This window comes from Variovorax sp. 10N432 (assembly GCF_056394465.1).
Genome location: NZ_JBFTHX010000032.1, coordinates 40,819 through 66,128, shown reverse-complemented (window position 1 = coordinate 66,128; position 25,310 = coordinate 40,819). Strand labels below are relative to the sequence as shown.

Annotated in this window: 25 protein-coding genes and 1 tRNA gene; 9 read left to right on the top strand and 17 right to left on the bottom strand. The window is 64.4% G+C overall.

Annotated elements, in window-relative coordinates; genetic code table 11:
- A partial coding sequence (locus AC1DF3_RS28045) for a tripartite tricarboxylate transporter permease (RefSeq protein ID WP_478141548.1) occupies positions 1–1,104 on the top strand: 1,104 nt, incomplete at its 5' end.
- Between the two features lie 153 nt (positions 1,105–1,257).
- On the opposite strand, the gene AC1DF3_RS28040 is transcribed toward AC1DF3_RS28045, so the two are convergent.
- From AC1DF3_RS28040 to AC1DF3_RS28025, 4 genes are all read right to left on the bottom strand, one after another.
- Positions 1,258–1,575: a hypothetical protein gene (locus AC1DF3_RS28040; RefSeq protein ID WP_286527109.1), complete on the bottom strand. Its 318-nt coding sequence runs from the start codon at positions 1,573–1,575 to the stop codon at positions 1,258–1,260.
- 424 nt (positions 1,576–1,999) lie between these two features.
- Positions 2,000–2,275: an ATP-binding protein gene (locus AC1DF3_RS28035; protein ID WP_286536395.1), complete on the bottom strand. Its 276-nt coding sequence runs from the start codon at positions 2,273–2,275 to the stop codon at positions 2,000–2,002.
- Entirely contained in the window at positions 2,257–2,472 is a 216-nt protein-coding gene (locus AC1DF3_RS28030) for a hypothetical protein (RefSeq protein ID WP_478141547.1), read from the bottom strand. The genes AC1DF3_RS28035 and AC1DF3_RS28030 overlap by 19 nt, the downstream gene beginning before the upstream one ends.
- A gap of 200 nt (positions 2,473–2,672) precedes the next feature.
- A complete protein-coding gene (locus AC1DF3_RS28025) occupies positions 2,673–3,209 on the bottom strand; it encodes a helix-turn-helix domain-containing protein (RefSeq protein ID WP_478141546.1) in 537 nt (178 codons plus the stop codon).
- Positions 3,210–3,364: 155 nt separating this feature from the next.
- On the opposite strand from AC1DF3_RS28025, the gene AC1DF3_RS28020 reads away from it, so the two are divergent.
- On the top strand, positions 3,365–3,898 hold the full coding sequence (locus AC1DF3_RS28020; protein WP_478141545.1) for a helix-turn-helix domain-containing protein: 534 nt from the start codon (positions 3,365–3,367) through the stop codon (positions 3,896–3,898).
- A gap of 663 nt (positions 3,899–4,561) precedes the next feature.
- Here AC1DF3_RS28020 and AC1DF3_RS28015 read toward each other — a convergent pair.
- The 7 genes from AC1DF3_RS28015 to AC1DF3_RS27985 all read right to left on the bottom strand — a co-directional run bounded on the left by AC1DF3_RS28015 (position 4,562) and on the right by AC1DF3_RS27985 (position 15,069).
- Positions 4,562–7,552 (bottom strand): NACHT domain-containing protein, encoded by a 2,991-nt coding sequence (locus tag AC1DF3_RS28015; protein WP_478141544.1) that lies wholly within the window; start codon positions 7,550–7,552, stop codon positions 4,562–4,564.
- 928 nt (positions 7,553–8,480) lie between these two features.
- Positions 8,481–8,556: transfer RNA gene (locus AC1DF3_RS28010), tRNA-Thr, on the bottom strand.
- Positions 8,557–8,567: 11 nt separating this feature from the next.
- Positions 8,568–9,578 (bottom strand): class 1 fructose-bisphosphatase, encoded by a 1,011-nt coding sequence (locus AC1DF3_RS28005; RefSeq protein WP_286536400.1) that lies wholly within the window; start codon positions 9,576–9,578, stop codon positions 8,568–8,570.
- Between the two features lie 24 nt (positions 9,579–9,602).
- Positions 9,603–12,293: an aminopeptidase N gene (gene pepN, locus AC1DF3_RS28000; protein ID WP_478141543.1), complete on the bottom strand. Its 2,691-nt coding sequence runs from the start codon at positions 12,291–12,293 to the stop codon at positions 9,603–9,605.
- The gene (locus tag AC1DF3_RS27995; RefSeq protein WP_286527118.1) at positions 12,280–12,966 is read right to left on the bottom strand and encodes an HAD family hydrolase; all 687 of its coding nucleotides are present in this window, start codon (positions 12,964–12,966) and stop codon (positions 12,280–12,282) included. Before AC1DF3_RS27995 ends, pepN begins: the two co-directional genes overlap by 14 nt.
- Positions 12,966–14,070 (bottom strand): peptide chain release factor 2 gene (gene prfB, locus AC1DF3_RS27990; protein WP_286503760.1). Its coding sequence is split into 2 segments (ribosomal slippage): positions 12,966–13,988 and positions 13,990–14,070, totalling 1,104 coding nucleotides; the frame shifts between segments, so codons are not numbered across the junction. Before prfB ends, AC1DF3_RS27995 begins: the two co-directional genes overlap by 1 nt.
- A gap of 81 nt (positions 14,071–14,151) precedes the next feature.
- Positions 14,152–15,069 (bottom strand): alpha/beta fold hydrolase, encoded by a 918-nt coding sequence (locus AC1DF3_RS27985; RefSeq protein WP_286536403.1) that lies wholly within the window; start codon positions 15,067–15,069, stop codon positions 14,152–14,154.
- An 82-nt stretch (positions 15,070–15,151) separates the two neighbouring features.
- Between AC1DF3_RS27985 and AC1DF3_RS27980 the strand changes: the two genes are divergently transcribed.
- The 4 genes from AC1DF3_RS27980 to AC1DF3_RS27965 all read left to right on the top strand — a co-directional run bounded on the left by AC1DF3_RS27980 (position 15,152) and on the right by AC1DF3_RS27965 (position 17,877).
- The gene (locus AC1DF3_RS27980) at positions 15,152–16,213 is read left to right on the top strand and encodes an aldo/keto reductase (RefSeq protein ID WP_478141542.1); all 1,062 of its coding nucleotides are present in this window, start codon (positions 15,152–15,154) and stop codon (positions 16,211–16,213) included.
- A gap of 130 nt (positions 16,214–16,343) precedes the next feature.
- The gene (locus AC1DF3_RS27975) at positions 16,344–16,835 is read left to right on the top strand and encodes an aminoacyl-tRNA deacylase (RefSeq protein ID WP_478141541.1); all 492 of its coding nucleotides are present in this window, start codon (positions 16,344–16,346) and stop codon (positions 16,833–16,835) included.
- Positions 16,836–16,869: 34 nt separating this feature from the next.
- On the top strand, positions 16,870–17,502 hold the full coding sequence (gene plsY, locus AC1DF3_RS27970) for a glycerol-3-phosphate 1-O-acyltransferase PlsY (protein WP_286536408.1): 633 nt from the start codon (positions 16,870–16,872) through the stop codon (positions 17,500–17,502).
- A 21-nt stretch (positions 17,503–17,523) separates the two neighbouring features.
- Entirely contained in the window at positions 17,524–17,877 is a 354-nt protein-coding gene (locus AC1DF3_RS27965; RefSeq protein ID WP_478141540.1) for a RidA family protein, read from the top strand.
- A gap of 1 nt (position 17,878) precedes the next feature.
- On the opposite strand, the gene AC1DF3_RS27960 is transcribed toward AC1DF3_RS27965, so the two are convergent.
- Both AC1DF3_RS27960 and AC1DF3_RS27955 read right to left on the bottom strand, forming a co-directional pair.
- Positions 17,879–18,520 (bottom strand): retropepsin-like aspartic protease family protein, encoded by a 642-nt coding sequence (locus tag AC1DF3_RS27960; RefSeq protein ID WP_478141539.1) that lies wholly within the window; start codon positions 18,518–18,520, stop codon positions 17,879–17,881.
- 9 nt (positions 18,521–18,529) lie between these two features.
- Positions 18,530–19,015 carry a YajQ family cyclic di-GMP-binding protein gene (locus AC1DF3_RS27955; protein WP_286503767.1) on the bottom strand — a complete coding sequence of 162 codons (486 nt, stop codon included), beginning with the start codon at positions 19,013–19,015 and terminating at the stop codon, positions 18,530–18,532.
- Positions 19,016–19,100: 85 nt separating this feature from the next.
- On the opposite strand from AC1DF3_RS27955, the gene murB reads away from it, so the two are divergent.
- Complete coding sequence (gene murB / locus AC1DF3_RS27950) at positions 19,101–20,153, top strand: UDP-N-acetylmuramate dehydrogenase (RefSeq protein ID WP_286536412.1); 1,053 nt, start codon at positions 19,101–19,103, stop codon at positions 20,151–20,153.
- 18 nt (positions 20,154–20,171) lie between these two features.
- Here the strand turns inward: murB and argG are convergent, their stop codons facing one another.
- The 4 genes from argG to AC1DF3_RS27930 all read right to left on the bottom strand — a co-directional run bounded on the left by argG (position 20,172) and on the right by AC1DF3_RS27930 (position 23,011).
- A complete protein-coding gene (argG, locus tag AC1DF3_RS27945) occupies positions 20,172–21,515 on the bottom strand; it encodes an argininosuccinate synthase (protein WP_286527128.1) in 1,344 nt (447 codons plus the stop codon).
- 14 nt (positions 21,516–21,529) lie between these two features.
- Positions 21,530–21,853 (bottom strand): pyrimidine/purine nucleoside phosphorylase, encoded by a 324-nt coding sequence (ppnP, locus tag AC1DF3_RS27940; RefSeq protein WP_286527130.1) that lies wholly within the window; start codon positions 21,851–21,853, stop codon positions 21,530–21,532.
- 129 nt (positions 21,854–21,982) lie between these two features.
- Positions 21,983–22,576, bottom strand: coding sequence for a hypothetical protein (locus AC1DF3_RS27935; RefSeq protein ID WP_301815183.1), 594 nt, complete (start codon positions 22,574–22,576; stop codon positions 21,983–21,985).
- 81 nt (positions 22,577–22,657) lie between these two features.
- Positions 22,658–23,011 (bottom strand): ArsC family reductase, encoded by a 354-nt coding sequence (locus AC1DF3_RS27930; RefSeq protein ID WP_286536414.1) that lies wholly within the window; start codon positions 23,009–23,011, stop codon positions 22,658–22,660.
- A gap of 34 nt (positions 23,012–23,045) precedes the next feature.
- On the opposite strand from AC1DF3_RS27930, the gene folC reads away from it, so the two are divergent.
- Positions 23,046–24,353 (top strand): bifunctional tetrahydrofolate synthase/dihydrofolate synthase, encoded by a 1,308-nt coding sequence (folC, locus tag AC1DF3_RS27925; RefSeq protein ID WP_478141550.1) that lies wholly within the window; start codon positions 23,046–23,048, stop codon positions 24,351–24,353.
- Between the two features lie 81 nt (positions 24,354–24,434).
- On the top strand, positions 24,435–25,304 hold the full coding sequence (locus AC1DF3_RS27920) for an SPOR domain-containing protein (RefSeq protein ID WP_286536415.1): 870 nt from the start codon (positions 24,435–24,437) through the stop codon (positions 25,302–25,304).
- The last annotated feature ends 6 nt before the right edge of the window (positions 25,305–25,310 follow it).

The window sequence follows — 25,310 nt, the reverse complement described above, 5'->3', positions numbered from 1 at the left end:
GGCGAGGTGGCCTTCCTGTTCGGGCCCGCCGACTACGTCGCCATGATGCTGGTCGGCTTCGTGTGCGTGAGCTTCGTCACCACCGGCAGCCTGCTCAACGGGCTGGCCATGTGCATGATCGGCGTGCTGCTCGGCACCATCGGCACCGACGTCAACAGCGGCGCGCAGCGCTTCACGATGGACATGCCCTTCCTGGTCGACGGCGTCGGCATCGTCAGCATCGCGCTGGGCTGCTTCGGCATCGCCGAAATCACCAAGAACCTCGATTCGCGTGAAGAGCGTTCGCCCTTCAACGGCAAGATCAACCTGATCCCGACCTGGTCGGAGTTCAAGCGGATCATCCCGAGCGCCCTGCGCGGCAGCGTGGTCGGGTCCTTCCTGGGCATCCTGCCGGGCGGCGGGCCGACCATCGCGCAGTTCGCGGCCTACGCGATCGACAAGAAGGTCAGCAAGTACAAGAACGAAATCGGCACCGGTTGCATCGAGGGTGTGGCCGGCCAGGCCGCGGCCGACGAAGCGGCAGCGCGCACCAGCTTCATCCCGCTGATGAGCATCGGCATCCCCGAGAACGCCGTCATGGCGCTGATGCTGGCGGCCTTCATCATCAAGGGCATCCAGCCGGGCCCGAACATGATCGCCAGCCACCCCGAACTGTTCTGGGGCCTGGTGGCCAGCATGTGGATCGGCAACGTCTTCCTGCTGGTGCTGAACGTGCCGCTGGTGCGCTACTGGCTGTCGGTGTTCAAGATCCCGTACGCCGTGCTGTTCCCGTCGATCCTGTTCTTCTGCTGTATCGGCACCTACAGCGTCAACAACAACCTCGAGGACATCTACATCACGGCGGCCTTCGGCTTCCTGGGCTACATGTTCATGCGGCTGGAGCTCGATGCGGCGCCCTTGATGCTCGGCTTCATCCTCGGGCCGATGCTGGAAGAGAACTTCCGCCGCGCGCTGCTGATCAGCCGGGGCAGCTTCGGCACCTTCGTCACGCGGCCGATCAGCGGCACCCTGCTGAGCCTGATCGCGGTGTTCATCGTCTGGCAGCTGCTGGCCTTCGGCCTCAAGGTCTGGAGGCGCAACGCGCCGCAGGCGCAGGCGGCCTGAGCCAGCTGCACGGCGGCCCGGTGCGCTGCTGTTTTGGCAGGCACCGTGTCGCAGGCCGCGCCAGTCAACGATTCCGCTCGCAATCCGGGCGGTTTTCCCCAAGGTTGTCCCCCGCTGGCAGGGAGAACTTCGGGGCTTCGGCGTTTCTGGCACCTAGTCCAAAGAGATGTTCCGGTACTCGGCCAGCATCGTGCGGCGGAACTCGGTCACCGGGATGACGCGCTCGCCAAGATCCGGAAAAAGGGCGCGGACATAGGATTTCTCGCGAATCCAGCAGCCATTCGAAGTGCCGCCGTCCCTGAAGGTCAGGTAGCACACGCGGCGAGGGGCCGGACAGCCCTGCTCGGCGTCGGTCAGCTGCAGCATCTGGAACGGGTTGCTTTCAGTCACGAACAGCACGTCTGGTTGCACGTCGCAGCCAAGAAGAGGGGTGCAGAGGGTGACGACTGCCATGATGGACAACGTCTTCATGCCTGCCTTCCTGGACGCTTTCGGGAGCTTCAATTGAGCTCTTTAGTATTACCTACGTCAACTCCCAAAGAGGGGGTGACACGGGCATGTCCGGGGCCAGCGACGGGCCGCGGCAGGTGAGTTGCCGCTCGCATCCCGCTGTGGAAAAGATCGAGACGACGCACCAAGCTGGCGTGCCGCATTTTTTCGGCCGGACGCACCGAAGGTGTGCTCTTCCCAATGAGCGAGGCCATTGTGCACTGCACCAAAACACGAAAGTCAAGGCCCTGTTTTCCCCTTGGGCGGTGCATGACTCTGTGGATAACCGAGTGGGCAACCGGTCGGAGCCGCATCCTGCTTGGGCTCCATTGCGATGCTCATGGAACGGGCAGTCGGCGGCGGCGGCCAGGTTTATTTGCCGGCTCGGCGGCCGCGCCTCGCCGACTCAGTGGCTGGCTTCGGGGGATGGGCTCTCGCCCTTGCGCATGGTGATCACATGGAACGGACAGGCGACGGCACAGTCGCTGCAGCCCGTGCACCGAAGTGCGTCGTGCAGCACGGCGTGCTTCTTCCATTGCGCGACCTCGAAGCTGAGCAGGTGGGAGTCGCAGGCGGCGACGCACCAGCCGCAGCCGGTGCAGCGCGAGATGTCGATGGCGGGCGTCCAGCCGGGGCGGGGGCGCCCGGCGGGCCGGTGCGGCGTCACCAGAATCGCCACCACGGCCGACGGCGCAGGCGCAACGCCAGCGGGCGGGTATCGAGCCGGTCGAGGATGCTGGCAGCCGCGCCGAATCGGCTCTCGGGGTCGCCGGGCGAGCCCGTCGCCGTCCGGGTCCGGTCGTCCACAGGCATGCCGTCGCGCGGTCGGCGGGTCGGCGCGGGGGCATTGCTGGCAGGGAGGGCGCCATAGTCGGTCATAGGGCTGATTCTGGCGGTATTCGGGCTTGGGGTGCGCGGCGGAGGGAAAAGCCCGTCGGCGGCGTGGGCAGCATTCGCGCTCCGGCCGGTGGTTGTCGTCCAGACGATCTGCGTCGATCAGAGCCACGCGATCCAGCGGGCGCATATGGGGCACCAGGACTTTGATGGCCACCATGGGTGCAGCCGCCGGCGCCGGCTAGCTAGCGTCTGAAGGTGAACACCGCCGACAGGTACGTCACCGGCTGCGTGCCGATGTCCTCGATGCCATGCAAGGCCGAAGCGTCGAACAGCAGCGAATCGCCGACACCAAGCCTCACGACCCGGGTCCCGTACTGATAGCCGATGTCGCCCGACAACAGGTAGATGAATTTCAGCCCGGGATGTTGGAAGCTCGTGTAGGGCTCGGCCCCTGGGAGAAGCGTGACCAGATAGGGCTCGACGAACAGGTTGCCCGAGAGCAGATGGCCGAGCAGCTCGTAGCGGTAGTCGAGCACCGCGCCGATGCGGTCGACCACGATGCCCGTGCCGGCGCGCACGTGGCAGAAATCGGAGCGGTCGGGCTGGTCGGAAAAGAAGCGCGAGATCGGCACATCCAGGCCGGCGGAGATGCGGGCCAGCGTTTTGACCGAAGGCGAGACCACGCCGTGCTCGATGCGCGAGAGCAGCGAGCGCGAGATGCCGGAGCGGCGCGCCAGTTCGCTGCCGGAGGCGCCGCTGGCGATGCGCAGGGCGCGCATTTGAGCGCCTATCAGGGATGCGGATTCGCTGAGAACGGCCTTGGGTGGGGCGGGGCGCGGGAGTGCGAGGGATGGCGGGAGCTTGAAGGGCTTGGCGGTGGGGAAGGGAGAGGCGGTTTGTCTGCTCATAGCGTCGCCTTGCCAAAGTCCTGCACATGGACAGCATTGGGCGGCAAGCATCGTGCTCGCGTCCATCTAAGGTGGCTTGCAGTTTTCAATGCGTCGTCCTCCCCGTGCTGCTTGATGCAGGCATATGTGTGTGCACCCGTCCTGCCAGTGCGGCGGATGTTAATGTCTACGATAAACGTAGAGAAAGTATATCGCCTTTCTTCGATTATCGAAGGATGGTTTCTCGTGGTCGCCCTCAAACAGACAATGTCTTCGGGCGACGCATGCTGGAAGCTCGTGAGCGCGCGGGCCTGCCCCAGGACAAGCTTGGCGTAATGATCGGACTTGAAGAGTCAAGTAGCAGTGCTCGAATGAGTCGCTACGAAACTGGTATGCATGAGCCTCCCGTCGCGACCGCGCGGCGCATCGCTACCGCATTGAAAGTCCCTCTGGCCTATCTTTATTGCGATGACGACGTTAGTGCTCAGATCCTACTCAAGGTTCACACCTTGTCAGTTGCGGGGCGAAGGCGGCTACTAGAGTCTCTGGGCCAATTCTCAAGAGTTGGTGATGGCGTTTGATGGACGCGTACCTCACCGGGACTACTTGGCAAAATCCGGGTGCGTCCTTGCGAGGGCACGCGCTCCTCGGTCACGCAGTGGAGTTCGGGCCTTTTGCGGCCCAACTTGCGACATCTGCGACTCCTGATGGCCAGCCGGCGATGTGCAGCCCGTGTCCATCAGTACAGGTTGTGTTGGCGAACGCAGGGCTTTAGGAACGCCACGCGCTTCCAATTGGTTCGGGTGGCCCGGTATCAGGGCCGAGCGGACCGAATGCGATGTGGCTCGCCTGGCGACACCGGATAAGCCCACCGCGTGCTTCACCTCAATTGAGATCCGACAGTGCGGTCTCCGGAATTCCGCTTTGGTCCCCCGCTCACCTCCTCGCCGTGCTGTCAACCTTGGCGCCTCCCGGAAGGCTAACGCGCGTCACGTAAAGACGCAACCGTGTGCATCGCTTGCAAGAGTCATCGCTTCGGGCCTCTCTGGATGCAAGAAGAAACTGGGGGTCCTCTGTCGTCGAAATGTTCGTTCATTCGGGCACGCACCGGTTTCGAGTTCGGTGCCTAAGCCGGTTGTCGCAGCCAGGGGCAGACGGGCCGTATACGCGGAAGGCCAAGAGCGCTGAACTTGAAAGGGGAAACCAAGGTCGCCGAGACGCTCAGATCAGACTTCTTCTAGGCGTCAAGTAGTCGAACGAAGCCGCCCGCTTTCCGCTCCCGAGGGTTTGAGCAGATCCGACAAGACAGCAAGCTGAGGATTAATTGGCAACCTCAAATGAATTAAGACCATTGAGACTAACAATAGAAATATAAGAATCGTGAAAGGAGCCTGATGGAGGTGCCAAGTTCCAGACCATGATGTTATTGGATAAAGCGTCATGAACACAAGCATAAAAGTTAAAAAATCAGCCGATTGAACCCAATTTGACGCTCCTGTTCTATGAAGAAATTCGCCATCTCGTCGATTCGAAAATCCTAGCATCGCTAGGGATATTATGGGAAAGATCATCGTAAGCAACTGCCACTGAAATCCACTAAAGCTTAAAAACACACACGGTGTTCGAGTGCATTTTGAAGTCGCCATCAGTAGCGGCTTAACAGAATTTTTAAGTTCCGACATTCGGGCTTCAGAAACGACTGAACCCAAGGCTCCTAGGGCCGCTACCTCGGCAGGCAAAGCGCTCACATTAAATGTTCCCCTCGACCATCGTTCTATTGCTTCGTACGCCTGTTGCCCACTTTCCGGAAGCGCAGGCTCCACGCTCCAGTTCCAAGGCAATATGCGCGCCCAGCCGGAGGCGTTCGGGGGAACAGCTAATTTTATTTCTTCAACAATGACTGATGACTTTTCTTTGACAAGAGAGATTCGTTCGCCTGGAATAATCGAAAACACATCGGGAGGAGGAGATATCAGGATGCCTTTATTAATCGTGAGATTGAGCAAGAAAATTAAAGAAATGAAACTGACGGCTGTAATCATCACAAACCGACGAATGGCCATGCCCAACTTTCTACCGAGTTGCTGCAACCTCGCATCACGTCCTGCACACCTCCACTGACGAAGAAAAATCTTGTCACTGTTTTTTTTAATTCCTCGAACTGCGCGAGTTGCTGCATCCACTGCGCTGTTGCCAGTTAATTTGTCAATCGGAGCCAAGGCGGTTGCCATGGATATCATGATATTGTCGGCGAAGAAATCACTAAGAGACCATATGCAACGGTCTCGATGATCAGGTAATAGCGCTGATCGATCGTTGATCTCGGCGCTGCGGGTTCGCAACAATCCGGCGAGTCGCAATGCTGCTCCTTGTCTTATGTACTCCTCATTCGAGTTTAATAGCCGCACGAGTTGATCTAGAGCGTCGTCGGTACCTATGTCGCCAAGCAGCTGCAGGGCCGCGTCCTTCCAACGCGGCGACTGATGTGCGAGCATTCCGGGTATCAACTTAAGCGCAATCTCCGGTGCTGCAGAGATAGCTGTTTCTAATGCGGACGCACCCGACTCGTCGCGACTTGCAAGCCTATCTATGGAAGAATTGAAGATCCGACTGGCGCCCTCAAAAGAAGCATCCTTCCGACTCGCGAGCGCCGACAATGTCTCTAGCGCCGATTTGGTTTCAGCACCCGAAGCAACCATAGACGCGATCTCCGATCCTACTGTGATCACAATTTCGGAATTGGGGGGCTCTCGCATATTGGCCAAGGCCCTTCCTGCAATGATCCATTGTTTCTTTGAAATAAACGTATCGATAATGTTCGAAAGTGAAGGAATGTTGTCTATCAAACTGCAATAAAAATATAGAACTTCTATAAGTTCTGGTCTCTGACCGAAGGCGGATACCACGTCCTCGACTGTGCGTCTGCGAGTCGCTTCTCGAGCCGCAAAGTATTCTTGAATTGTTCGGTGGGCACAAGTATAGCTATCGTCCTTAGAGGGGCGAAGAATGCCATTGATGTCCACTAATTCTTTGACTAGCTCGTGCACATCATATTTTTCTTGAAAAAGGGCGTCAGCTTGTTTTTTTATGGCTGATAGTGTGAACTCTTCTGGATCTTCAGTCGAAATAAAGTCTTCAAGTCGCTCTAAAGCAACGCGTTCAAGCACCTGACGCTTTATTTCGGGCCTGAAGGTTTGCTTAATCGCGCGCCGTGCTGGTCTGGACTCCATAAGCTCATGAATTGCTTCCTGATAGAACTGCTGTCTTGATGCCGGGAGATCAAATTTTTCTTCTACCAGATAGAGGCCAGTGAGAATGGTTAAGAGCAAAGGATTGCGGCAAATGTCACGAATTTGAGCGTCATCTTGGATCAGGGCATACAATTCGATTGCGTATCGATTTTGAAATTTTGGCCACCCTTTTAGAAAGATTCGCATGTGGTGACTCCCAAATGGTTCTACTTGCAACACGTTGGGGATGGCGACCGCAAGGTCCTGCGAACGGTAACTGTGTTCTCGGCAAGTCACGTATAGTTGATTCTTGCGTGTACGCTGATCGTCGAAATTGCAAAAATCGAGTATTTGTTGGACGACAAACTCTCGGCTTGCTCCAACCTCGTCGAGCCCGTCGAGAACAATCAACAATCGGCCAGCTTCAAGTGATGACTCGACAAAATGATCTGCTCCTGGGAAATGATGGTCTGCAAAAGCAGCGACGACCGCTTGAAAAATAGAATGCTGATTTTTTGCTAAATTACGCAATACAACAAACACAGGAATGATTTTTAGACTGCGGGGTGCAAGGTTGTGTAGGACTAGGCTCTTCATCAATGTGGTTTTGCCAGTTCCTGGTCCACCCAACACAACGGTTCTCGTAGCTTTTTCTGCATATTCATAAAGGTCAATGCGTACGTCAGTTGCTTTCGAAATCAATTTCAACGGCGCAAAAGCTTGTTTTAGATCAATAGTTACACTTGCTCCGACGGGGTTCTCCAACCGGGTGAGATTAGAGCGCAGAAGGTGTTTTCTGTATGTTCGTAAAGAAATCGACAATGGGTTTCGCGGAGCGATCCATCGGTAAACTACCCTATTTAAAGAAACAAACGGAAGAATCCACAATCGGAGTAAGAATTCTGCGAGGCGTTTGCCGAAGACGCCAACTATGATTGTCGTAATCATTGCCGTATAAACTATTGCCTCGACTGTGCCTTGGGTGGGTGCTTTTCCGAGATCCATAGAATTCTTTAAAGGATTTGGGGTTGCGCTAAGAATGAGGCAAATGATGCCTCTTGGCAAGGCATAGCGTCGACCGTACTCCGTGTGGTCTTGGGATCAGGATCGGCTGCGGTGAAGCGTGTATGCAGGCGGGGGAGGACTCCAGCGCTACCTGGATATCGCAACCTGACCCACATTGCAAATTGCTGGGAGGCAGCGTTCTGCCCGACGTGCTGCCGCTTACATGGCGAGCGGCCTGCCGCTCGCGCGCTGGTCGGATTCAAGCTTCGGGCCTAACCCAAGGGAGGCGAGGCGGAGCCGTCCGTCGCCTGCTGGCCTGCGCACGATTGCCGCGTGCAGGCTGTGCCCGCAGTGTATACAGCGTCGGAAGGTGAAGCAGGCGTGCGCGACTTGGCCGCCGTGGCGTCTGCCGGCGCTATGGTGTTCGTCGATACGCTGAACCGCGTAGACCGCCGACGAGAACATTAGCCGCCATATGCGCGAGCTTCTGGAGGCCGCCGTCTGAATACTCGAGCAGCGGGAAGACAGGCTGAACTCTGATCGGGCAATGGAGCCAGCGGGGAGCAATTCACCTGTCCGCAAACTGAGGAGGGCGAAGCAGCCGTATCTCGGAATGGTTGGAGGAGGGCAGCGGGAGGTGTTGCGTGTCGACTTGCCCATGCATTGGACGAGTACCGCCGGAGGCTTGAGCGTGCCTAGTTGCGGTGAGAGGACGCGAAGAGTGTGGAGTGCGAAAGCATGCGTAGAAGAAACCGCTCAGGGGAATCAAAATCAGCAAATGAAGGCTGCCGCAAGTGCGCATTTCGGTGCCGCGCGGTGTACTGCCGCTGGCTAGGTACGTGTGGGCCACAAGGTGCAAGAGCCTGCACCGACCTGACTCCCAAAGCAAAAAAGCCCGCCGTCTTTCGACAGCGGGCTTCTTCACATTTGGTGCCGGAGAGATGAATCGAACACCCGACCTTCTCATTACGAATGAGCTGCTCTACCGACTGAGCTACACCGGCTAAGCCTTCGATTATAGCGGATCGTGATAGCTGGTCAGCCGCTCGACCTCGTTTTTCGACCCCAACACAACAGCCACGCGCTCATGCAGCTTGGTCGGCTGCAGGTCCATGATGCGCTGGCGACCGTTGGTCGACGCGCCGCCGGCCTGCTCGACCAGCCAGCTCATCGGGTTGGCCTCGTACATCAGGCGCAGCTTGCCGGCCTTCTCGGGTTCGCGCTTGTCCCAGGGGTACATGAAGACGCCGCCGCGCATCAGGATGCGGTGCACGTCGGCCACCATGCTGGCGATCCAGCGCATGTTGAAGTCCTTGCCGCGCGGACCGTCCTTCCCGGCAAGGCATTCGTCGATGTAGCGCTTCACCGGGGCGTCCCAGTGCCGCATGTTGCTCATGTTGATCGCGAATTCCTTGGTGTCGGCCGGGATCTGGATGTCCTCCTGCGTCAGCATGAAGGAACCCTGCTCGCGGTCGAGCGTGAACATCGCGACGCCGGCGCCCACGGTCAGCACCAGCGTGGTCTGCGGGCCGTAGATGCAGTAGCCGGCCGCCACCTGCTTGGCGCCGGCCTGCAGGAAGTCGGCCTCCTGCACGCCGGGCGTGTCGTCGGGCTTCTTCAACACGCTGAAGATGGTGCCGATGCTGACGTTGACGTCGATGTTGCTCGAGCCGTCGAGCGGGTCGAACAGCAGCAGGTATTCGCCCTGCGGGTAGCGGTTGGGCACCACGTGGATGCTTTCCATCTCCTCGCTGGCCATGGCCGCCAGGTGGCCGCCCCATTCGTTGGCCTCGATCAGCACCTCGTTGGCGATGATGTCGAGCTTCTTCTGGATCTCGCCCTGCACGTTCTCGCTCTCGGCCGTGCCGAGCACGCCGCCGAGCGCGCCCTTGTTGACGGCCTGGCTGATGCTCTTGCAGGCGCGCGCCACCACTTCGAGCAACAGGCGCAACTGGCCGGGGATCAGGCCGTCGGCGCGTTGCTGCTCGACCAGGTAGCGGGTGAGGGATATCTTGGATTGGGCCATGAAGTTCTTCGGGTCCTTGCGGGTTCAGATCGACAGCGCGCGGGTGACCACCTCGTGCGTGTCCTTGCTCAGGTCGGGCCGCGCGGCGACGCGGGCGATCGCCTCGCGGGCGGCGCTGCGGTAGGGCTCGGCCAGCTTGCTCCAGCGATCGAGAGCGCGCGCCAGGCGGGCCGCGACCTGCGGGTTGATGGCATCGAGCTCGATCACGCGGTCGCTCCAGAACACATAGCCGGCGGCGTCGGGGCGGTGCAGGGCGCCGGGGTTGGCGCTGCAGTAGCTGAAGATCACGCTGCGGGCGCGGTTCGGGTTCTTGATCGAGAAGTCCGGGTGCTTCATGAGCTGCTTGACCAGCGGCAGGATGTCGCCGCCGCGGTCCGGCGCGCCGGCCTGCAGCGAGAACCACTTGTCGATCACCAGCGCCTCGTTCTTGAAGATCTCGTGGAAGCGCGCCAGCGCCTGCGCCGCCAGCGCATGGCCCGACGACACCAGCGCGCTGAGCGCATTGAAGCGGTCGGTCATGTTGCCCGCGTCCTTGAAGCGCTGCAGCGTCTTGCCCGGCCACACGTTGTCGCCCGAGGCCCGCGCCGCCAGACACAGGTGGGTGAGGGCGATGCCCGCCAGCGCCCGGCGGCCCGAGGAGACCGGGTCGGGTGTGTAGGCGCCGGTGTCGCGGTTCTGCTCGTAGGCCTGCTCCCAATCGGCGAACAGCGCGGTGGCGAGCTGCGCCCGCATGGCTTCGCGCACCGCGTGCACGCGCTGCGGGTCGACCACGTCGAGCTGCTCCGCGATGTAGGTCTCGGAGGGCAGGGTGAGCACCAGTTCCTTGAAGGCGGCGTCGAGCTGCGGATGGCGCAGCACGCTGCGCATCGCGTCGACGAAGGCCTCGTCCAGCGGCTGCTCCCCGGCGAGGGCCGGCTCGTTGATCGCGCGGATCGCCGCCCGCAGCGCCAGGCGCTGGCCGGCTTCCCAGCGGTTGAACGGGTCGGGGTCGTTGGCCAGCAAGGTGAGCAGCTGGGCGTCCGAGTAGGCGTAGTCGAGGATCACCGGCGCGCTGAAGCCGCGCAGGATCGACGGCACCGGCTCGGCATCGAGGCCGACGAAGGTGTACTGCTCGCCGGCGCGCGTGAGCACCAGGGTGCGGGTGCCCGGCGTGGCCTCGGCCTCGCCTTCGAGCTGTACCGGCAGCTCGCGGCCGTCGGCGCCCAGCAGGCCCAGGTTGACCGGGAGCACGAACGGATCCTTGGTCGCCTGGCCCGGGGTGGGCGGGCAGCTCTGCACGAAGCTCAGGGTGTAGCTGCGCGAGGCGGCGTCGTACACGCCGTGGGCCGCGAGGCGCGGCGTGCCGGCCTGGCTGTACCAGCGCTTGAACTGCGGCAGCAGGCGCGCCAGCTCGGTGTCGGGGTTGGCATCGGCGATGGCCTGCGCGAAGTCGTCGCAGGTCACGGCCTGGCCGTCATGGCGCTCGAAGTACAGCGTGATGCCGCGCTCGAAGCCCTTGCGGCCGACCAGCGTCTGCATCATGCGCACCACCTCGGCACCCTTCTCGTAGATGGTGACGGTGTAGAAGTTGCTGATCTCGATGTAGCTGTCGGGCCGCACCGGATGCGCCATCGGGCCGGCATCTTCCGGGAACTGGGCGGTGCGCAGCACGCGCACGTCCTCGATGCGCTTGACCGCGCGCGCCGACGCATCGGCGCACAGGTCCTGGCTGAACTCCTGGTCGCGGAAGACCGTCAGGCCTTCCTTGAGCGACAGCTGGAACCAGTCGCGGCAGGTGACGCGGTCTCCGCTCCAGTTGTGGAAGTACTCGTGGCCGACCACGCTCTCGATGTTGCTGTAGTCGGCATCGGTCGCGGTGGCCTGGTTGGCCAGGACGTACTTCGTGTTGAAGATGTTCAGGCCCTTGTTCTCCATCGCGCCCATGTTGAAGTCGCTGGTGGCGACGATCATGAAGCGGTCGAGGTCGAGCGGCAGGCCGAAGCGGGCCTCGTCCCACAGCACCGAGTTGATCAGCGAGTTCATCGCATGCTCGGTCTTGTCGAGGTCGCCGGCGCGCACATACACCTGCAGCAGGTGTTCGCGGCCGTTGCGGGCCTTGATGTGCTGTTCGCGCGCCACCAGCTTGCCCGCGACCAGCGCGAACAGGTAGCTGGGCTTGCGGAACGGGTCGACCCACTTGGCGAAGTGGCGGCCCTCGGGCAGGTCGCCGTGCTCGACCAGGTTGCCGTTCGACAGCAGCACCGGGTAGGCGGCCTTGGTGGCGCGCAAGGTCACCGTGTAGCTGGCCATCACGTCCGGGCGGTCGAGGAAGTAGGTGATGCGGCGGAAGCCCTCGGCCTCGCACTGCGTGAAGAAGGTGTCCTCGCTCACGAACAGGCCCATGAGCTTGGTGTTCTTGACCGGGCAGCAGGTGGTGAAGATCTCCAGCTCGAAGGCGTCGGGCAGGCTGTCGATCACCAGCTGGTCGCCCTCCATGCGGAACGACGCGCCCTGGCCGTCGACCAGCACGCGTGCCAGGTTGAGTTCGTCGCCGTCCAGGCGCAGCGGCTCGGTCGCGACTTCGGGATTGCGGCGCAGCCGCATGCGGTTGAGGACTCGGGTCTTGGCCGGGTCGAGGTCGAAGGTCAGCTCGACCGTGTCGATCCAGTAGGCCGGCGCGCTGTAGTCCTCGCGACGGATCGCGATCGGTTGGCCTTGGGCATCACGCAGCAGCATCGAGTGTCTCCAGGAAGTTTGAGTTGGCTAGTTCGTTGTAGTCACGCACGGCCGCGATCACGTGCGGCCCCGCGAGTTCGCTGGCGCTGTGGGTGGTGCAGACCGCCACCGCCAGCATGCCGCCGCGGCGGGCGGCCTCGATGCCGAAGGGCGCGTCCTCGAACACGATGCAGCGCGATGGCGCGACGCCGATGCGGCGTGCGGCTTCGAGAAAGATGGCCGGCTGCGGCTTGCCGGGCAGGCCCTCGTCGCCGCCGACGATCGCCAGCGGCGCGGGGTCCGGACGCAGGTGGGACATCGTGAAGGCGATGTTGTGCTTGTCGCCGGCGGTGCCGACCGCGACCTTCAGCCCACGCGCGACCGCGGCCCGGTTGAAGGCGCCGAAGCCCGGCACTTCGCGGAAATGGGCGCCGAAGAGCTCGCGGTAGATCGATTCCTTGTGGTGGGTGATCTCGGCGCTCTCGGCCTCGCTCACCTCGCGGCCCATGAGCTCGCAGGCGCACTCGAAGGCAGTGCGGCCGGTGGTCTGCCGCATGAACTTCGGGATGTCGATCTCGACCCCATGGCGGATGCCGTACTCGATCCATGCCTTGGCGTGCCAGGGCATGGAGTCGACCATGGTGCCGTCCATGTCGAAGATCAGGGCTTCCACCTTGCGGGTCGCGGCCTGCATCAGACGCCCTGCTTCAAGGACGCTTCGATGAAGGCATCGAGATCGCCGTCCAGCACCTTCTGCGTCGCCGAGATCTCGACGTTGGTGCGCAGGTCCTTGATGCGGCTGTTGTCCAGCACGTAGCTGCGGATCTGGTGGCCCCAGCCGACGTCGGTCTTGCTGTCTTCCAGCTTCTGCTGCTCTTCCTGGCGCTTGCGCATCTCGTGGTCGTACAGGCGCGAGCGCAGCCGCTTCCAGGCGACGTCGCGGTTGCTGTGCTGGCTGCGGCCGTCCTGGCACTGCACCACGATGCCGGTCGGGATGTGCGTCAGCCGCACCGCCGAGTCGGTCTTGTTGATGTGCTGGCCGCCGGCGCCGCTGGCGCGGAAGGTGTCGGTGCGCACGTCCGACGGATTGATGTCGATCTCGATCGAGTCGTCGATTTCCGGGTAGACGAAGATGCTCGCGAAGCTGGTGTGGCGGCCGCCCGAGGAGTCGAAGGGCGACTTGCGCACCAGCCGGTGCACGCCGGTCTCGGTGCGCAGCAGGCCGAAGGCGTAGTCGCCCTCGACCTTGATGGTCGCGCCCTTGATGCCCGCGGTATCGCCCGGGGTCTCGTCCTCGATCTGGGTCTTGAAGCCCTTGCGCTCGGCGTACTTCAGGTACTGGCGCAGCAGCATGCTGGCCCAGTCGCAGGCCTCGGTGCCGCCGGCGCCGGCCTGGATGTCGACGAAGGCGTTCAGCGGATCGGCCGGGTTGTTGAACATCCGGCGGAACTCGAGCTGCTTGATGTCGGCTTCGAGCTTGGCGGCGTCATCGGCGATCGCCTGCAGGCCGTCCATGTCGCCGTCTTCCTTCGACATCTCGAACAGCTCGGTGTTGTCCGACAGGCCGCTGGTGAGCCGGTCGAGCGTGACCACGACGTCGTCGAGCGCCTTCTTTTCCTTGCCCAGCTCCTGGGCCTTCTTGGGGTCGTTCCAGACGTTCGGGTCTTCGAGCGACGCGTTGACTGTCCTCAGTCGTTCAGCTTTGGCATCGTAGTCAAAGATACCTCCGTAAATCGACCGTGCGGGCGCTCAGGTCCGCGAGAGTTGCGCCGATTTGGTTGATTTGCTCTGCATCCATGGGGTGTCCTGATGGTGTTCGGGGGAAACCGCGTATTTTCTCATGCCCGGCATGGCCGGGTCCGGGGCAGGGGGAGCGCGCTCAGGCGGCGGTGAATTCTTCGATCAGGCGGGCCACGGCGGCGGGCTGGTCGTGGTGCAGCATGTGGCCGGCGTCCTCGACCCGCGCGATGCGGGCGTCGGGCACGCTTTTCAGGCGCTCGTGGTACTCGTCGAGCGTGTAGCGGCCCTTCCACCATCGGCCCAGGCTGTCGTCCGACGCCTCGACCGCCAGCAGCGGGGCCCGGATGGCGGCGTACAGCGCCAGCATCTCGTCGACCCGGAACAGGTTGGCGTTGATGATCTTGTGGGCCGGGTCGCCGAGGATCTCCCAGCGCTGCTCGCCCTCGGCGGTCGGCCGCGCCGCCGACCAATGGGCGGCCAGCCAGTCGGCCTTGTCCTGGCTGAGGCGCGGGTTGGTCTTCATGAGCCGGCGCGCCACGCCGTCGACCGCCGGGTAGGCGGCCAGCGCCATTTCGCCGCGGTGCAGGCGCTTGATCTCGTCGATCCACTTGCCGAAGCGCTCGGGCGCCTGCTCGGGCTTCAGGACCGGCATGCCGAAGCCTTCGAGGTTGACCAGCCGACGCACGCGCTGCGGCCGGACGCCGGCGTACTGCATGACCGCGTTGCCGCCCATGCTGTGGCCGACCAGGTCGACCGGGGTGTCGCCGGCGTAGTGGTCCAGCAGCCAGTCGAGATCGGCCAGGTAGTCCGGCATCCAGTAGTTGTCGACCGTCCCGCCGTCGGTGAGTCCGAAGCCGCGCCAGTCGGCGGCCACCACGAAGCGGTCTTCGGCCAGCGCGTCGACCACGAACTGCCAGGAGGCCGCGACGTCCATCCAGCCGTGCATCATGACCAGCGGCGGCCGGTCGGCCGATGGCCGGCCCCACAGGCGCACGTGGTAGCTCAGGTGGCGGACCGGGACGAATTCGCTGCGGGAGGGGCGGAGGGCTTGGTACATCGAATCCGATGATAAGGACCCCGGGCGGGCGGCGCAGTCGACTGCAAGACAGGCGTTGCATCCACCCTGTAGCATTTCGGCCATGCAAAAAATCCAACTCGGTCAGAGCGACCTCCATGTCACGCCGATCTGCCTCGGCACCATGACCTTCGGCGAGCAGGTGGACGAGCCCACCGCCCACGCGATCCTCGATCGTTCCCTGGAACGCGGCGTCGACTTCATCGATACCGCCGAGATGTACGCGGTGCCGGCGCGCAAGGAGACCTTCGGCGCCACCGAAACCATCATCGGGAACTGGTTCGAGAAAAACCCGGGAGCGCGCCAGAAACTCGTGCTGGCGACCAAGGTCGCGGGCCCGTCGCGTGGCATGCCGTGGGTGCGCGAGGGCAGCGGCATGACGCCGGCCGACATCGCCGCCTCCTGCGAAGCCAGCCTCAAGCGCCTGAAGACCGACGTCATCGACCTCTACCAGATCCACTGGCCCGAGCGCCATGTGCCGGCCTTCGGCCAGCTCTACTACGACCCGAAGCGGGAGACCTCGACCACCCCGATCCACGACCAGCTCGAAGCGCTGGGCAAGCTGGTCAAGGCCGGCAAGGTGCGCGCGATCGGCCTGTCGAACGAGACGCCCTATGGCGTGCACGAATTCGTGCGCCTGGCCGAACAGCACGGCCTGCCGCGCGTGGCGACTGTGCAGAACGTCTACTGCCTGATCAGCCGCGCGGCCGAGAACGGGCTCGACGAGACCATGCACCGCCTGGGCGTGTCGCTGCTGGCCTATTCGCCGCTGGCCTTCGGCCTCCTGACCGGCAAGTACGACCTGGGCGGCACCGAGGGACCGGACGCGCCCAGGGGCGCCCGCATCTCGAGCTACGAATCGGTGCGCAAGCAGCGCTGGGGCCGTCCCGATGCGCTGAAGGCGGCGCGTCGCTACAACGCGCTGGCCCGCGACCACAGCCTGACGCCCGTGCAGATGGCACTGGCCTTCTGCTACACCAAATGGCAGGTCGCGAGCACCATCATCGGCGTCACGTCGGTGGCCCAGCTGAACGAAGACCTGGACGCCTGGGGCACCACGCTGTCGCCGGAGCTGCTGGCCGAGATCGACAAGATTCGGTGGGAAATGCGGGATCCTGCTTCCTGAGACCTTGCGGGACAGACCAAGAAACTGCGCAGCAGTTTTTGCTCTGTCCTCGACCTGCTGAGACCTTGCGGGACAGACCAACAAACTGCGCAGCAGTTTTTGCTCTGTCCTCAACTGACTAGAGTGACCCGTGGCCAAAAAACCCCACGTCTCCGAAACCCCCGCCACCCAGCTGCTGCGGGCGAACGGCATCGCCTTCAGCGAGCACCCCTACGAGTACCTCGAGCATGGCGGCGCACAGCACAGTGCCGAGGTGCTCGGCCTCGACCCCTTCACGGTGGTCAAGACGCTGGTCATGCAGGACCAGGACGCCAAGCCGCTGATCGTGCTGATGCACGGCAACCGCACGGTGTCGACCAAGAACCTGGCGCGCCAGATCGGCGCCAAATCGATCGAGCCCTGCAAGCCCGAGGTCGCGAACCGCCACAGCGGCTACCTGGTCGGCGGCACCTCGCCCTTCGGCACGCGGCGCGCGATGCCGGTCTACATCGAGTCGACCATCCTCGACTTGCCGCGCATCGCGATCAACGGCGGACGGCGCGGCTATCTCGTGGGCATCGACCCGCAGGTGTGCCTCCAGTTGCTCGGCGCCCAGCCGGTGCAGTGCGCGCTGGCAGAATAGCCGGCTGCCTCGAACGGAGGCGCCCGGAGAAACCGTGAGTTCCTACATCCCCTCGTTGATCGCGATCGTCCTGTCCTACCTGGTCGGCTCGCTCTCGTTTGCCGTGATCGTCAGCAAGTCGCTCGGCATGGCCGATCCGCGCAGCTATGGCAGCAAGAACCCGGGTGCGACCAACGTGCTGCGCTCGGGCAACAAGGGCGCCGCGCTCGCGACCCTGCTGCTCGACGCGCTCAAGGGCTGGCTGCCGGTGTTCCTGATCCACCACTTCGGCGCCGCCCTGGGCCTGGGCGCGGGCACCGCCGCGGTGGCCGGCCTGGCGGCCTTCCTGGGCCACCTCTATCCGGTGTTCTTCGGTTTCCAGGGCGGCAAGGGGGTGGCGACCGCCGCCGGTGCGTTGGTCGGCATCGAGCCGCTGCTGGGCCTGGCGACCGGCGTCACCTGGCTGATCATCGCGGTCTTCTTCCGCTACTCGTCGCTGGCTTCCATCGTGGCCGCGTTCTTCGCGCCGGCCTACTACCTCATCGGCGGCCAGATCGCCTGGCCGCTCGACCTCGCGGTGCTGCTGGTGCTGGTGTCGATCAGCCTGCTGCTGGTCTGGCGCCACCGGGAGAACATCCGCCGACTGGCGGCCGGTACCGAGTCCAGACTCGGTTCGAAGAAAACATAGCAACCAACAAGGACACATCCCATGGCCACCCTCCAGCGCTTTCACGTCGGTCCGCGCCTCAGCGAGACCGCGGTCCACAACGGCACGGTCTACCTCGCCGGCCAGGTGGCCGACGACCTGTCGCAGGACATCCGCGGCCAGACCGCGCAGGTGCTGGCGATGGTCGACCGCCTGCTGGCCGAGGCCGGCAGCGACAAATCGCGTCTCCTGATGGTGCAGATCTTTCTTTCGGACATCACCGACATCGTCGCGATGAACGAAGTCTGGGACGCCTGGATCCCGGCCGGAAACACGCCGCCGCGCGCGACCGTGCAGGCCGCGATGGCCAAGCAGGGCTACAAGATCGAGATCGTCGTCACGGCTGCGGCAGCCTGAGTCAGAACCGCTTTTCCAGCACCATCTGGTCGGCATCGCGCCGCATCGAGAAGCGGCTGATGAAGCTGTTGCCGAGCAGGATGTAGGGCATGGGCTCCGGCGAGACGATGGCGTCGACGTCGTAGACCTCGACGTCGCCGACCCGGACCGAACCGAGCTTCACCCGATAGCCCTGCGACATGCCGTTGGCCGTGTTCATGCGCACCGGCTGGCCCTTGCTGAAATCGAGCCCGATGCGCTGCGCGTCGGCGGCCGACAGCGCGATGGTGGTGGCGCCGGTGTCGAGCATGAAGTTGACGGACCGGCCGTTGATGGCGCCCTGGGCCATGAAGTGCCCGCCGCTCGACGCCGGCAGCACGATGCGGGTGCCGCCGCCGCCCGCAGGCCCGCCGCCGCCGATGCTCACCGGCGTGTCCATGCGCAGCCCGACCCGCTTGCCCTCGGCCTCGACCGTGGCCTGCTCGCCCTGCAGCGAGACCAGCTTGACGCCCTGGAAGCTCTCGCCGATGGCCAGCGTCTTCGGTGCGCCGCCGTTCACGATCAGGATCGCGCGGCTGCCGATGGTGCCGGTCAGCGTGACCGACTGGGCCTGCGCCAGGGCGCAGGCTGCCGCGAACAGGAGTGCGAGCAGCGGCTTTTTCATGGGAGGGGATCAGTCTCTGAAGTTGTTGAAGCTGAGCGGCATGTCGGGCACGTCCTTCTTGATCAGTGCCATCGCGGCCTGCAGGTCGTCGCGCTTGGCGCCCGTGACGCGCACCGCGTCGCCCTGGATCGAGGCCTGCACCTTGAGCTTGCTGTCCTTGATCAGGCGCTGGATCTTCTTGGAGGTCTCGGTCTCGATGCCGCTCTTGACCTTGATGACCTGCTTGACCTTGTCGCCGCCGATCTTCTGGACGTCGCCCTTGTCGAGGAAGCGGACGTCGACGCTGCGCTTGGTCAGCTTGGCGCGCAGGATGTCTTCGACCTGCACCAGCTGGAACTCGGCGTCGCCGATCATGGTGATTTCCTTGTCCTTGAGCTCGACCGAGGCGGCGGTGCCCTTGAAGTCGAAGCGCGTGCCGATCTCTTTCGCGGTGTTCTCGACCGCATTCTTGACCTCGGGCAAGTTGGGTTCACAAACGGTGTCGAAGGACGGCATGGATGAAAGGCTCCGGCAGCAACAAAAAAGAAGGAAAGGGGACCGCGCACGAGTTCGCGCGGTGTGCGAATGCGACAATTCTCCCATGATCGTGGAGCACAACGTACCGCTGCAGCAGCACAACAGCTTCGGCATCGTCGCGCGCGCCCAGCACCTGGCGCGCATCAGCGGCGAGGCCGACGTCGCGGCGCTGCTGGCCGACGCGCAGTGGCGCGACGCGCCCAAGTTCGTGCTCGGCGGCGGCAGCAACATCGTGCTGACCGGCGACGTCAAGCCGCTGGTCCTGAAGGTCGAGATCAAGGGCCTGCGGCTGGTCGACGAGACGCCCCGGGCCTGGATCGTCGAGGCCGGCGCCGGCGAGGTCTGGCACGACACGGTGCGCTGGACGCTCGAGCAGGGCTTCCCCGGGCTCGAGAACCTGGCCCTGATCCCCGGCACGGTCGGCGGCTCGCCGGTGCAGAACATCGGCGCCTACGGGGTCGAGCTGCAAGACCGCTTCGAGTCGCTCGACGCCATCGACCTGCAGACCGGCCGCGTCTTCACGCTCGATGCGGCGCAGTGCGCCTTCGGCTACCGCGATTCGGTGTTCAAGCACGCGGCCAGCGGCGGCAACGATTTCGGGCTGGCGGGCCGGGCGCTGATTACGCGGGTGCGCTTCCGGCTGCCCAGGCCCTGGAAGCCGGTGCTGGGCTATCTGGACCTCGAGCGAAAGATGGACGAGACCGGCAATTTCCAGCCCGAGCCGATCGAGGTCTTCGACTGGATCTGCGCCATCCGCCGCGCCAAGCTGCCCGACTGGCGGGTGCTCGGCAATGCCGGCAGTTTCTTCAAGAACCCGACCGTGACGCCGGAGCAGTGCGCCGACATCATCGCCCGCGACCCGAAGATCGTGCACTACCCGATGGCCGACGGCAGCATCAAGCTGGCGGCCGGCTGGCTGATCGATGCCTGCGGCTGGAAGGGCAAGTCGGTCGGCAACGCCGGCGTCTACGAGCGCCAGGCGCTGGTGCTGGTCAACCGCGGCGGCAGCGCCAACCCGGTGACCGGCGGCGAGGTGATGACGCTGGCCAAGGCGATCCAGACCAGCGTCTACGAGCGTTTCGGCATCCGGCTGGAACCGGAACCGGTCGTGGTCTGACGACCACGACGGCCCGACTCACTTCGTTTCGTCGTTCTTGAGTTGGGGCAGCGACGCACCCTGCGTCGACGACAGCAGGCCGGTCTGCGTGTAGATCGCCAGCTTGGCGCGGGTGTCGACGATGTCCAGGTTGCGCATCGTCAGCTGGCCGATGCGGTCCAGCGGGCTGAACGGCGCGTCCTCGACCTTTTCCATCGACAGGCGCTCGGGCGCGTAGGTCAGGTTGGGGCTCACGGTGTCGAGGATCGAGTAGTCGTTGCCGCGGCGCAGCTCGACCGTGACCTCGCCCGTGACCGCGCGCGCCACCCAGCGCTGGGCGGTCTCGCGCAGCATGATGGCCTGCGGGTCGAACCAGCGGCCCTGGTAGAGCAGGCGGCCGAGGCGGCGGCCGTGGTCGCGGTACTGCTCGATCGTGTCCTCGTTGTGGATGCCGGTCACCAGCCGCTCGTAGGCGATGAACAGCAGCGCCAGGCCGGGCGCCTCGTAGATGCCGCGGCTCTTGGCCTCGATGATGCGGTTCTCGATCTGGTCGCTCATGCCCAGGCCGTGGCGGCCGCCGATGCGGTTGGCTTCGAGCAGCAGGTCGACCAGGCTGGCGTACTCGACGCCGTTGAGGGCGACCGGACGGCCTTCCTCGAAGCGGATGCGGACCTCTTCGCGCTTGACTTCCACTTCGTCCTTCCAGAAGGCGACGCCCATGATCGGCTGCACGATCTTCATGCCGCTGTTCAGGAACTCGAGGTCTTTGGCCTCGTGCGTGGCGCCCAGCATGTTCGAGTCGGTCGAATAGGCCTTCTCGGTCGACATCTTGTAGGCGAAGCCGGCCTTCTGCATGAACTCCGACATCTCCTTGCGGCCGCCGAGCTCGTCGATGAAGGTCTGGTCGAGCCAGGGCTTGTAGATCTTCAGCGCCGGGTTGGTCAAGAGGCCGTAGCGGTAGAAGCGCTCGATGTCGTTGCCCTTGAAGGTGCTGCCGTCGCCCCAGATGTGGACGTCATCTTCCTTCATGGCCGACACCAGCATGGTGCCGGTGACCGCACGGCCCAGCGGCGTGGTGTTGAAGTAGGTCAGGCCGGCCGTCGTGACGTGGAAGGCGCCGGCCTGCAGGGCGGCGATGCCTTCGGCGGCCAGCTGGGTGCGGCAGTCGACCAGGCGCGCCTTCTCGGCGCCATAGAGCATCGCCTTGCGCGGAATCTCGTCGTAGTCGGGCTCGTCGGGCTGGCCCAGGTTGGCGGTGTAGGCGTAGGGAATCGCGCCCTTGTTGCGCATCCAGTGCAGCGCGGCGCTGGTGTCGAGGCCGCCGGAGAAGGCGATGCCGACCTTCTGGCCGGCGGGAACGTTCTGGAGAATGGTGGAAGACATGCGCTGGATTCCGTTCAGCCGAAGTGGCAGATGTAGCTGTAGGGCTCGCCGCTGACGCGGATCTGGAAGCTGGAGTTGCCTGGCACGCTGAACTTCTGGCCGGCGCCCGAGGCCACCCATTCGGTGCTGCCCGCAAGCAGGTACTCGCACTGGCCGCCGGCACCTTCCATGGTTTCGGGCGCGCCGGTGTTGAAGGTCAGGGTCGACGGCAGGATCACGCCGACCGACTTCTTGCTGCCGTCGGCCAGCGTGAGGTTGTGGCTCACGCATTTGCCGTCGAAGTACACGTTGGCCTTGGTCGAGACCGTGGCGCTCAGGAGGGATTCGGTAGTGCTCATGGGTAGAAGGGCCTGGCATTGCCTGCGTCGCGGCAAGCAAAAGGCGCGTTCTGAGGAAACGCGCCCGGTTGGGTTGGCAAAGCCGTTGATTTTAGGCTTGCCGGCCGGCCTTCCGGCCCAAGTCAGGGATCAGCGCCAGCGGCCGCCCCAGCCCCGCGAGTAGCCGAAACCCAGCGAGATGCCGATCGGCGGGTAGGCGTAGGCGGGTGCCGGGTAGTAGGCCGGGGCCGGGTAGTACACCGGTGCCGGCTGCACGTAGACCGGTGCCGGCGCATACACCGGGGCTCCCTGGGCGTAGAGCGGGGCCGGGGCGGGCGCGCCGCCGCCCGACACCACCAGGCCCGGCTCGGGCACGACGTTGCTCCAGTCCTGCGGTTGCTGTTGCTGCTGTTGCCCGTACTGCTGCTGCCCGTACTGCTGGGGCGCCTCGACCGGACCGGCCGCCATCTGCGGCTGCGGCGCCACCGGCGAAGGGGTGGCGACGCCGTAGGCGCTCGAATCGACCCAGATGCTGGCACCTGGCGGGTTGCTGACCCGGGTGTTGTACTGGCGGCCTGCGTATTCGTAGGTCACGTTGTAGCGGATGACGCCGTTCGATTCGGTCACCGGCGAGCTCGTGATCACCCGTGCCTGCACCTGTTCGGCCTGGGCCAGCGTGCCGAAGCCGGCCAGCGCGGCCAGCAGCGACAGGGCGGTTGCGGTGCGTGCGCTTGTCTTGTTCATGTCAAATCTCCTGGATTCCCGGGGGGCGGGGCGCCCTCGCCAAAACGTTGGAGGCGTTCGGGCCTCGGCGGTTCCAACCCTTTACAAAGCGTGGCTTTTCCACTGGGCGGCGTCGAATCCAGTTGTAACGTCTCGCCCCGATCCCCAGTTGACCACCGGCCGCTTGATCAGGCTCGGGTTGGCCAGCAGCACCGCGCGGGCCGACGCGGCATCGACCACCGCGGCGCGGGTGGCGTCGTCCAGCCGCCGCCAGGTGGTGCCGCGGCGGTTGACCAGCGCCTCCCAGCCCGGTGCGGCCAGCCAGCGGTCGAGCTCGGCCTCGGGCACGCCGGCCTTCTTGAAGTCGTGGAAATCGTAGGCGATGCCATGGTCGTCGAGCCAGGCGCGGGCGCGCTTGACGGTGTCGCAATTCGGGATGCCGTAGAGGGTTGTCATGCGGCGATGATGCCCGCGGCGCCGGTCGGCGACAATTCCGGGCTCCATGAAAACCCTAGAAGACTGGTTGGCGCACGCCGAGCGCCTGCATCCCAAGAACATCGAGCTCGGCCTCGACCGGGTCCGCGCGGTCGCGCAGCGCCTGGGCCTGGCCTTCGACTGCCCGGTCATCACCGTGGCCGGCACCAACGGCAAGGGCTCGACCTGCGCCATGCTCGAGTCGATCCTGACCCATGCCGGCTACCGCACCGCGGTGTTCACCTCGCCGCACCTGGTGCGTTTCGAAGAGCGGCTGCGGCAGGTCGGCGAAGCGGTCGACGCCGGCGTGCTGGCGCCGTTCTTCGAGCAGGTGGAGCAAGGCCGGGGCGACGTCGCGCTGACCTACTTCGAATTCACCACGCTGGCGATCCTGCTGTGCATCGCTGCCAGCAAGCCCGACGTCGCGATCCTCGAGGTGGGGCTCGGCGGGCGGCTCGACGCGGTCAACATCGTCGATGCCGACTGCGCGGTCATCACCAGCATCGACCTCGACCACATGGAATTCCTCGGCAACGACCGCGAAGCCATCGGCTTCGAGAAGGCCGGCGTGATGCGCCCGGGCCGGCCGGCGATCGTCAGCGATCCGGTGCCGCCGCAGAGCGTGGTCGACCATGCCGAGGCGATCGGCGCCGACCTCTGGCGCGTCGGCCGCGACTTCAACGTGATGGGCGACCAGCAGCAATGGGGCTGGAGCGGCCGCGGCCGGCGCTACAGCGGGCTGGCCTACCCGGCGCTGCGCGGCGCCAACCAGCTGGTCAACGCGGCCGGGGTGCTGGCGGCGCTCGAGTCGCTGCGCCAGCGGCTGCCGATCACAGCCCAGGCGGTGCGCAACGGGCTGGCGATGGTCGAGCTGCCGGGCCGCTTCCAGATCGTCCCGGGCGAGCCGGCGCTGGTGCTCGACGTCGCCCACAATCCGCATGCGGTGGCGGCACTGGCCGAGAACCTCGACGCGATGGGCTTCTATCCGACCACCCACGCGGTGTTCGGCGTCATGGCCGACAAGGACCTGGCGCCGATGTTCGCGCGCATCGGGCCGATGATCGACCGCTGGTACTTCACCGACCTGCCGACCGCGCGGGCGGCCAAGGCCGACGACCTGATCGTGCGCTGGCAGGCCCAGAACAAGCGCAGCGACGTCTCGGCCAGCGTCCACGGCGCACCCATGGAGGCGCTGCAGGCGGCCATCGATCGCGCGGACCCCGCTGATAGAATCGTGGTCTTCGGATCGTTCTTCACCGTGGGTGGTGTGCTCGAGCACGGAACACCCCGTCTGGGCGCCAGGCACCTGGCTCCCGGCTCCTGAAACAGCCTGATTTCCGGCGCCTCCTGCTTCCGATTCTTCTCGTTTCAACCGCACGCTGCACCCCTCAGGAAAACGAATTTCATGGCGTTCTTCAAGTTCCGCACCCGCGGTCCTCAAGGCAACGAAGGGCGAAACACCGTCGCCGCCGCGCCGGCTGAGAGCATCGAGGCGATGCGCCGCCGGGCACGCCACCGGCTGCTGGGCGCGGCCGTCCTGGTGCTGATCGGCGTGGTCGGTTTCCCGCTGCTGTTCGACACCCAGCCACGCCCGATCTCGGTCGACATCCCGATCGACATTCCCGATCGCAACAAGGTCAAGCCCCTGGCTCTGCCGACGCCCGCGACCACCGCCGCACCGGGCACCGACAAGCCGGTCGCCGCCGCGCCCGCCACTGCGGGCTCCGGCGGCATGATCACCGAGGCGGCCGACGGCAGCGAGATCTCGCCGGGCAAGCTGGCTGCCGCGACGCCGGCCGCCGAAGCCGCGCCGGAGCCCAAGGCGGCCCCCAAGGCCGAGGCCCGGCCGGACCCGAAGCCCGAACCCAAGCAGAGGCCTGAAGCCAAAGCCGAGCCCAAGCCTGAGCCGAAACCCGAGTCCAAGCCCGCCGCGCCGAAGCCGGCCGCCGCTGCCGACGACGCTGCCCGGGCCCGGGCGTTGCTCGAAGGCAAGCCGACCACCGTGGCGGCGGCCGCCGCCGCGGCCACCAAGCCCGCCGACGACAACGGCCGCTTCGTGGTCCAGGTCGGCGCTTTCGCCGATGCGGACAAGGCCCGTGAAGTGCGCCAGAAGCTCGAAAAATCCGGCCTCAAGACCTACACCAGCGTCGCGAAGACGGCCGATGGCGAACGCACGCGTGTGCGTGTCGGCCCCTTCGCCAGCCGCGCCGAGGCCGACCGGGCCGCGGCCAAGGTCAAGGGCTTGTCTTTGTCGGCCGCCGTCCTCAGCTTGTAGGCTCGC

Bases quoted from the DNA above. Each gene is read 5' to 3' on its own strand.
- AC1DF3_RS28040 (WP_286527109.1), bottom strand. From the start codon at position 1,575: ATGAAGACGTTGTCCATCATGGCAGTCGTCACCCTCTGCACCCCTCTT.
- AC1DF3_RS28030 (WP_478141547.1), bottom strand. From the start codon at position 2,472: ATGACCGACTATGGCGCCCTCCCTGCCAGCAATGCCCCCGCGCCGACC.
- AC1DF3_RS28025 (WP_478141546.1), bottom strand. From the start codon at position 3,209: ATGCGCGCCCTGCGCATCGCCAGCGGCGCCTCCGGCAGCGAACTGGCG.
- AC1DF3_RS28020 (WP_478141545.1), top strand. From the start codon at position 3,365: ATGGACAGCATTGGGCGGCAAGCATCGTGCTCGCGTCCATCTAAGGTG.
- AC1DF3_RS28015 (WP_478141544.1), bottom strand. From the start codon at position 7,552: ATGGATCTCGGAAAAGCACCCACCCAAGGCACAGTCGAGGCAATAGTT.
- AC1DF3_RS28005 (WP_286536400.1), bottom strand. From the start codon at position 9,578: ATGGCCCAATCCAAGATATCCCTCACCCGCTACCTGGTCGAGCAGCAA.
- pepN (WP_478141543.1), bottom strand. From the start codon at position 12,293: ATGCTGCTGCGTGATGCCCAAGGCCAACCGATCGCGATCCGTCGCGAG.
- AC1DF3_RS27995 (WP_286527118.1), bottom strand. From the start codon at position 12,966: ATGCAGGCCGCGACCCGCAAGGTGGAAGCCCTGATCTTCGACATGGAC.
- AC1DF3_RS27985 (WP_286536403.1), bottom strand. From the start codon at position 15,069: ATGTACCAAGCCCTCCGCCCCTCCCGCAGCGAATTCGTCCCGGTCCGC.
- AC1DF3_RS27980 (WP_478141542.1), top strand. From the start codon at position 15,152: ATGCAAAAAATCCAACTCGGTCAGAGCGACCTCCATGTCACGCCGATC.
- AC1DF3_RS27965 (WP_478141540.1), top strand. From the start codon at position 17,524: ATGGCCACCCTCCAGCGCTTTCACGTCGGTCCGCGCCTCAGCGAGACC.
- AC1DF3_RS27960 (WP_478141539.1), bottom strand. From the start codon at position 18,520: ATGAAAAAGCCGCTGCTCGCACTCCTGTTCGCGGCAGCCTGCGCCCTG.
- AC1DF3_RS27955 (WP_286503767.1), bottom strand. From the start codon at position 19,015: ATGCCGTCCTTCGACACCGTTTGTGAACCCAACTTGCCCGAGGTCAAG.
- murB (WP_286536412.1), top strand. From the start codon at position 19,101: ATGATCGTGGAGCACAACGTACCGCTGCAGCAGCACAACAGCTTCGGC.
- argG (WP_286527128.1), bottom strand. From the start codon at position 21,515: ATGTCTTCCACCATTCTCCAGAACGTTCCCGCCGGCCAGAAGGTCGGC.
- ppnP (WP_286527130.1), bottom strand. From the start codon at position 21,853: ATGAGCACTACCGAATCCCTCCTGAGCGCCACGGTCTCGACCAAGGCC.
- AC1DF3_RS27935 (WP_301815183.1), bottom strand. From the start codon at position 22,576: ATGAACAAGACAAGCGCACGCACCGCAACCGCCCTGTCGCTGCTGGCC.
- AC1DF3_RS27930 (WP_286536414.1), bottom strand. From the start codon at position 23,011: ATGACAACCCTCTACGGCATCCCGAATTGCGACACCGTCAAGCGCGCC.
- AC1DF3_RS27920 (WP_286536415.1), top strand. From the start codon at position 24,435: ATGGCGTTCTTCAAGTTCCGCACCCGCGGTCCTCAAGGCAACGAAGGG.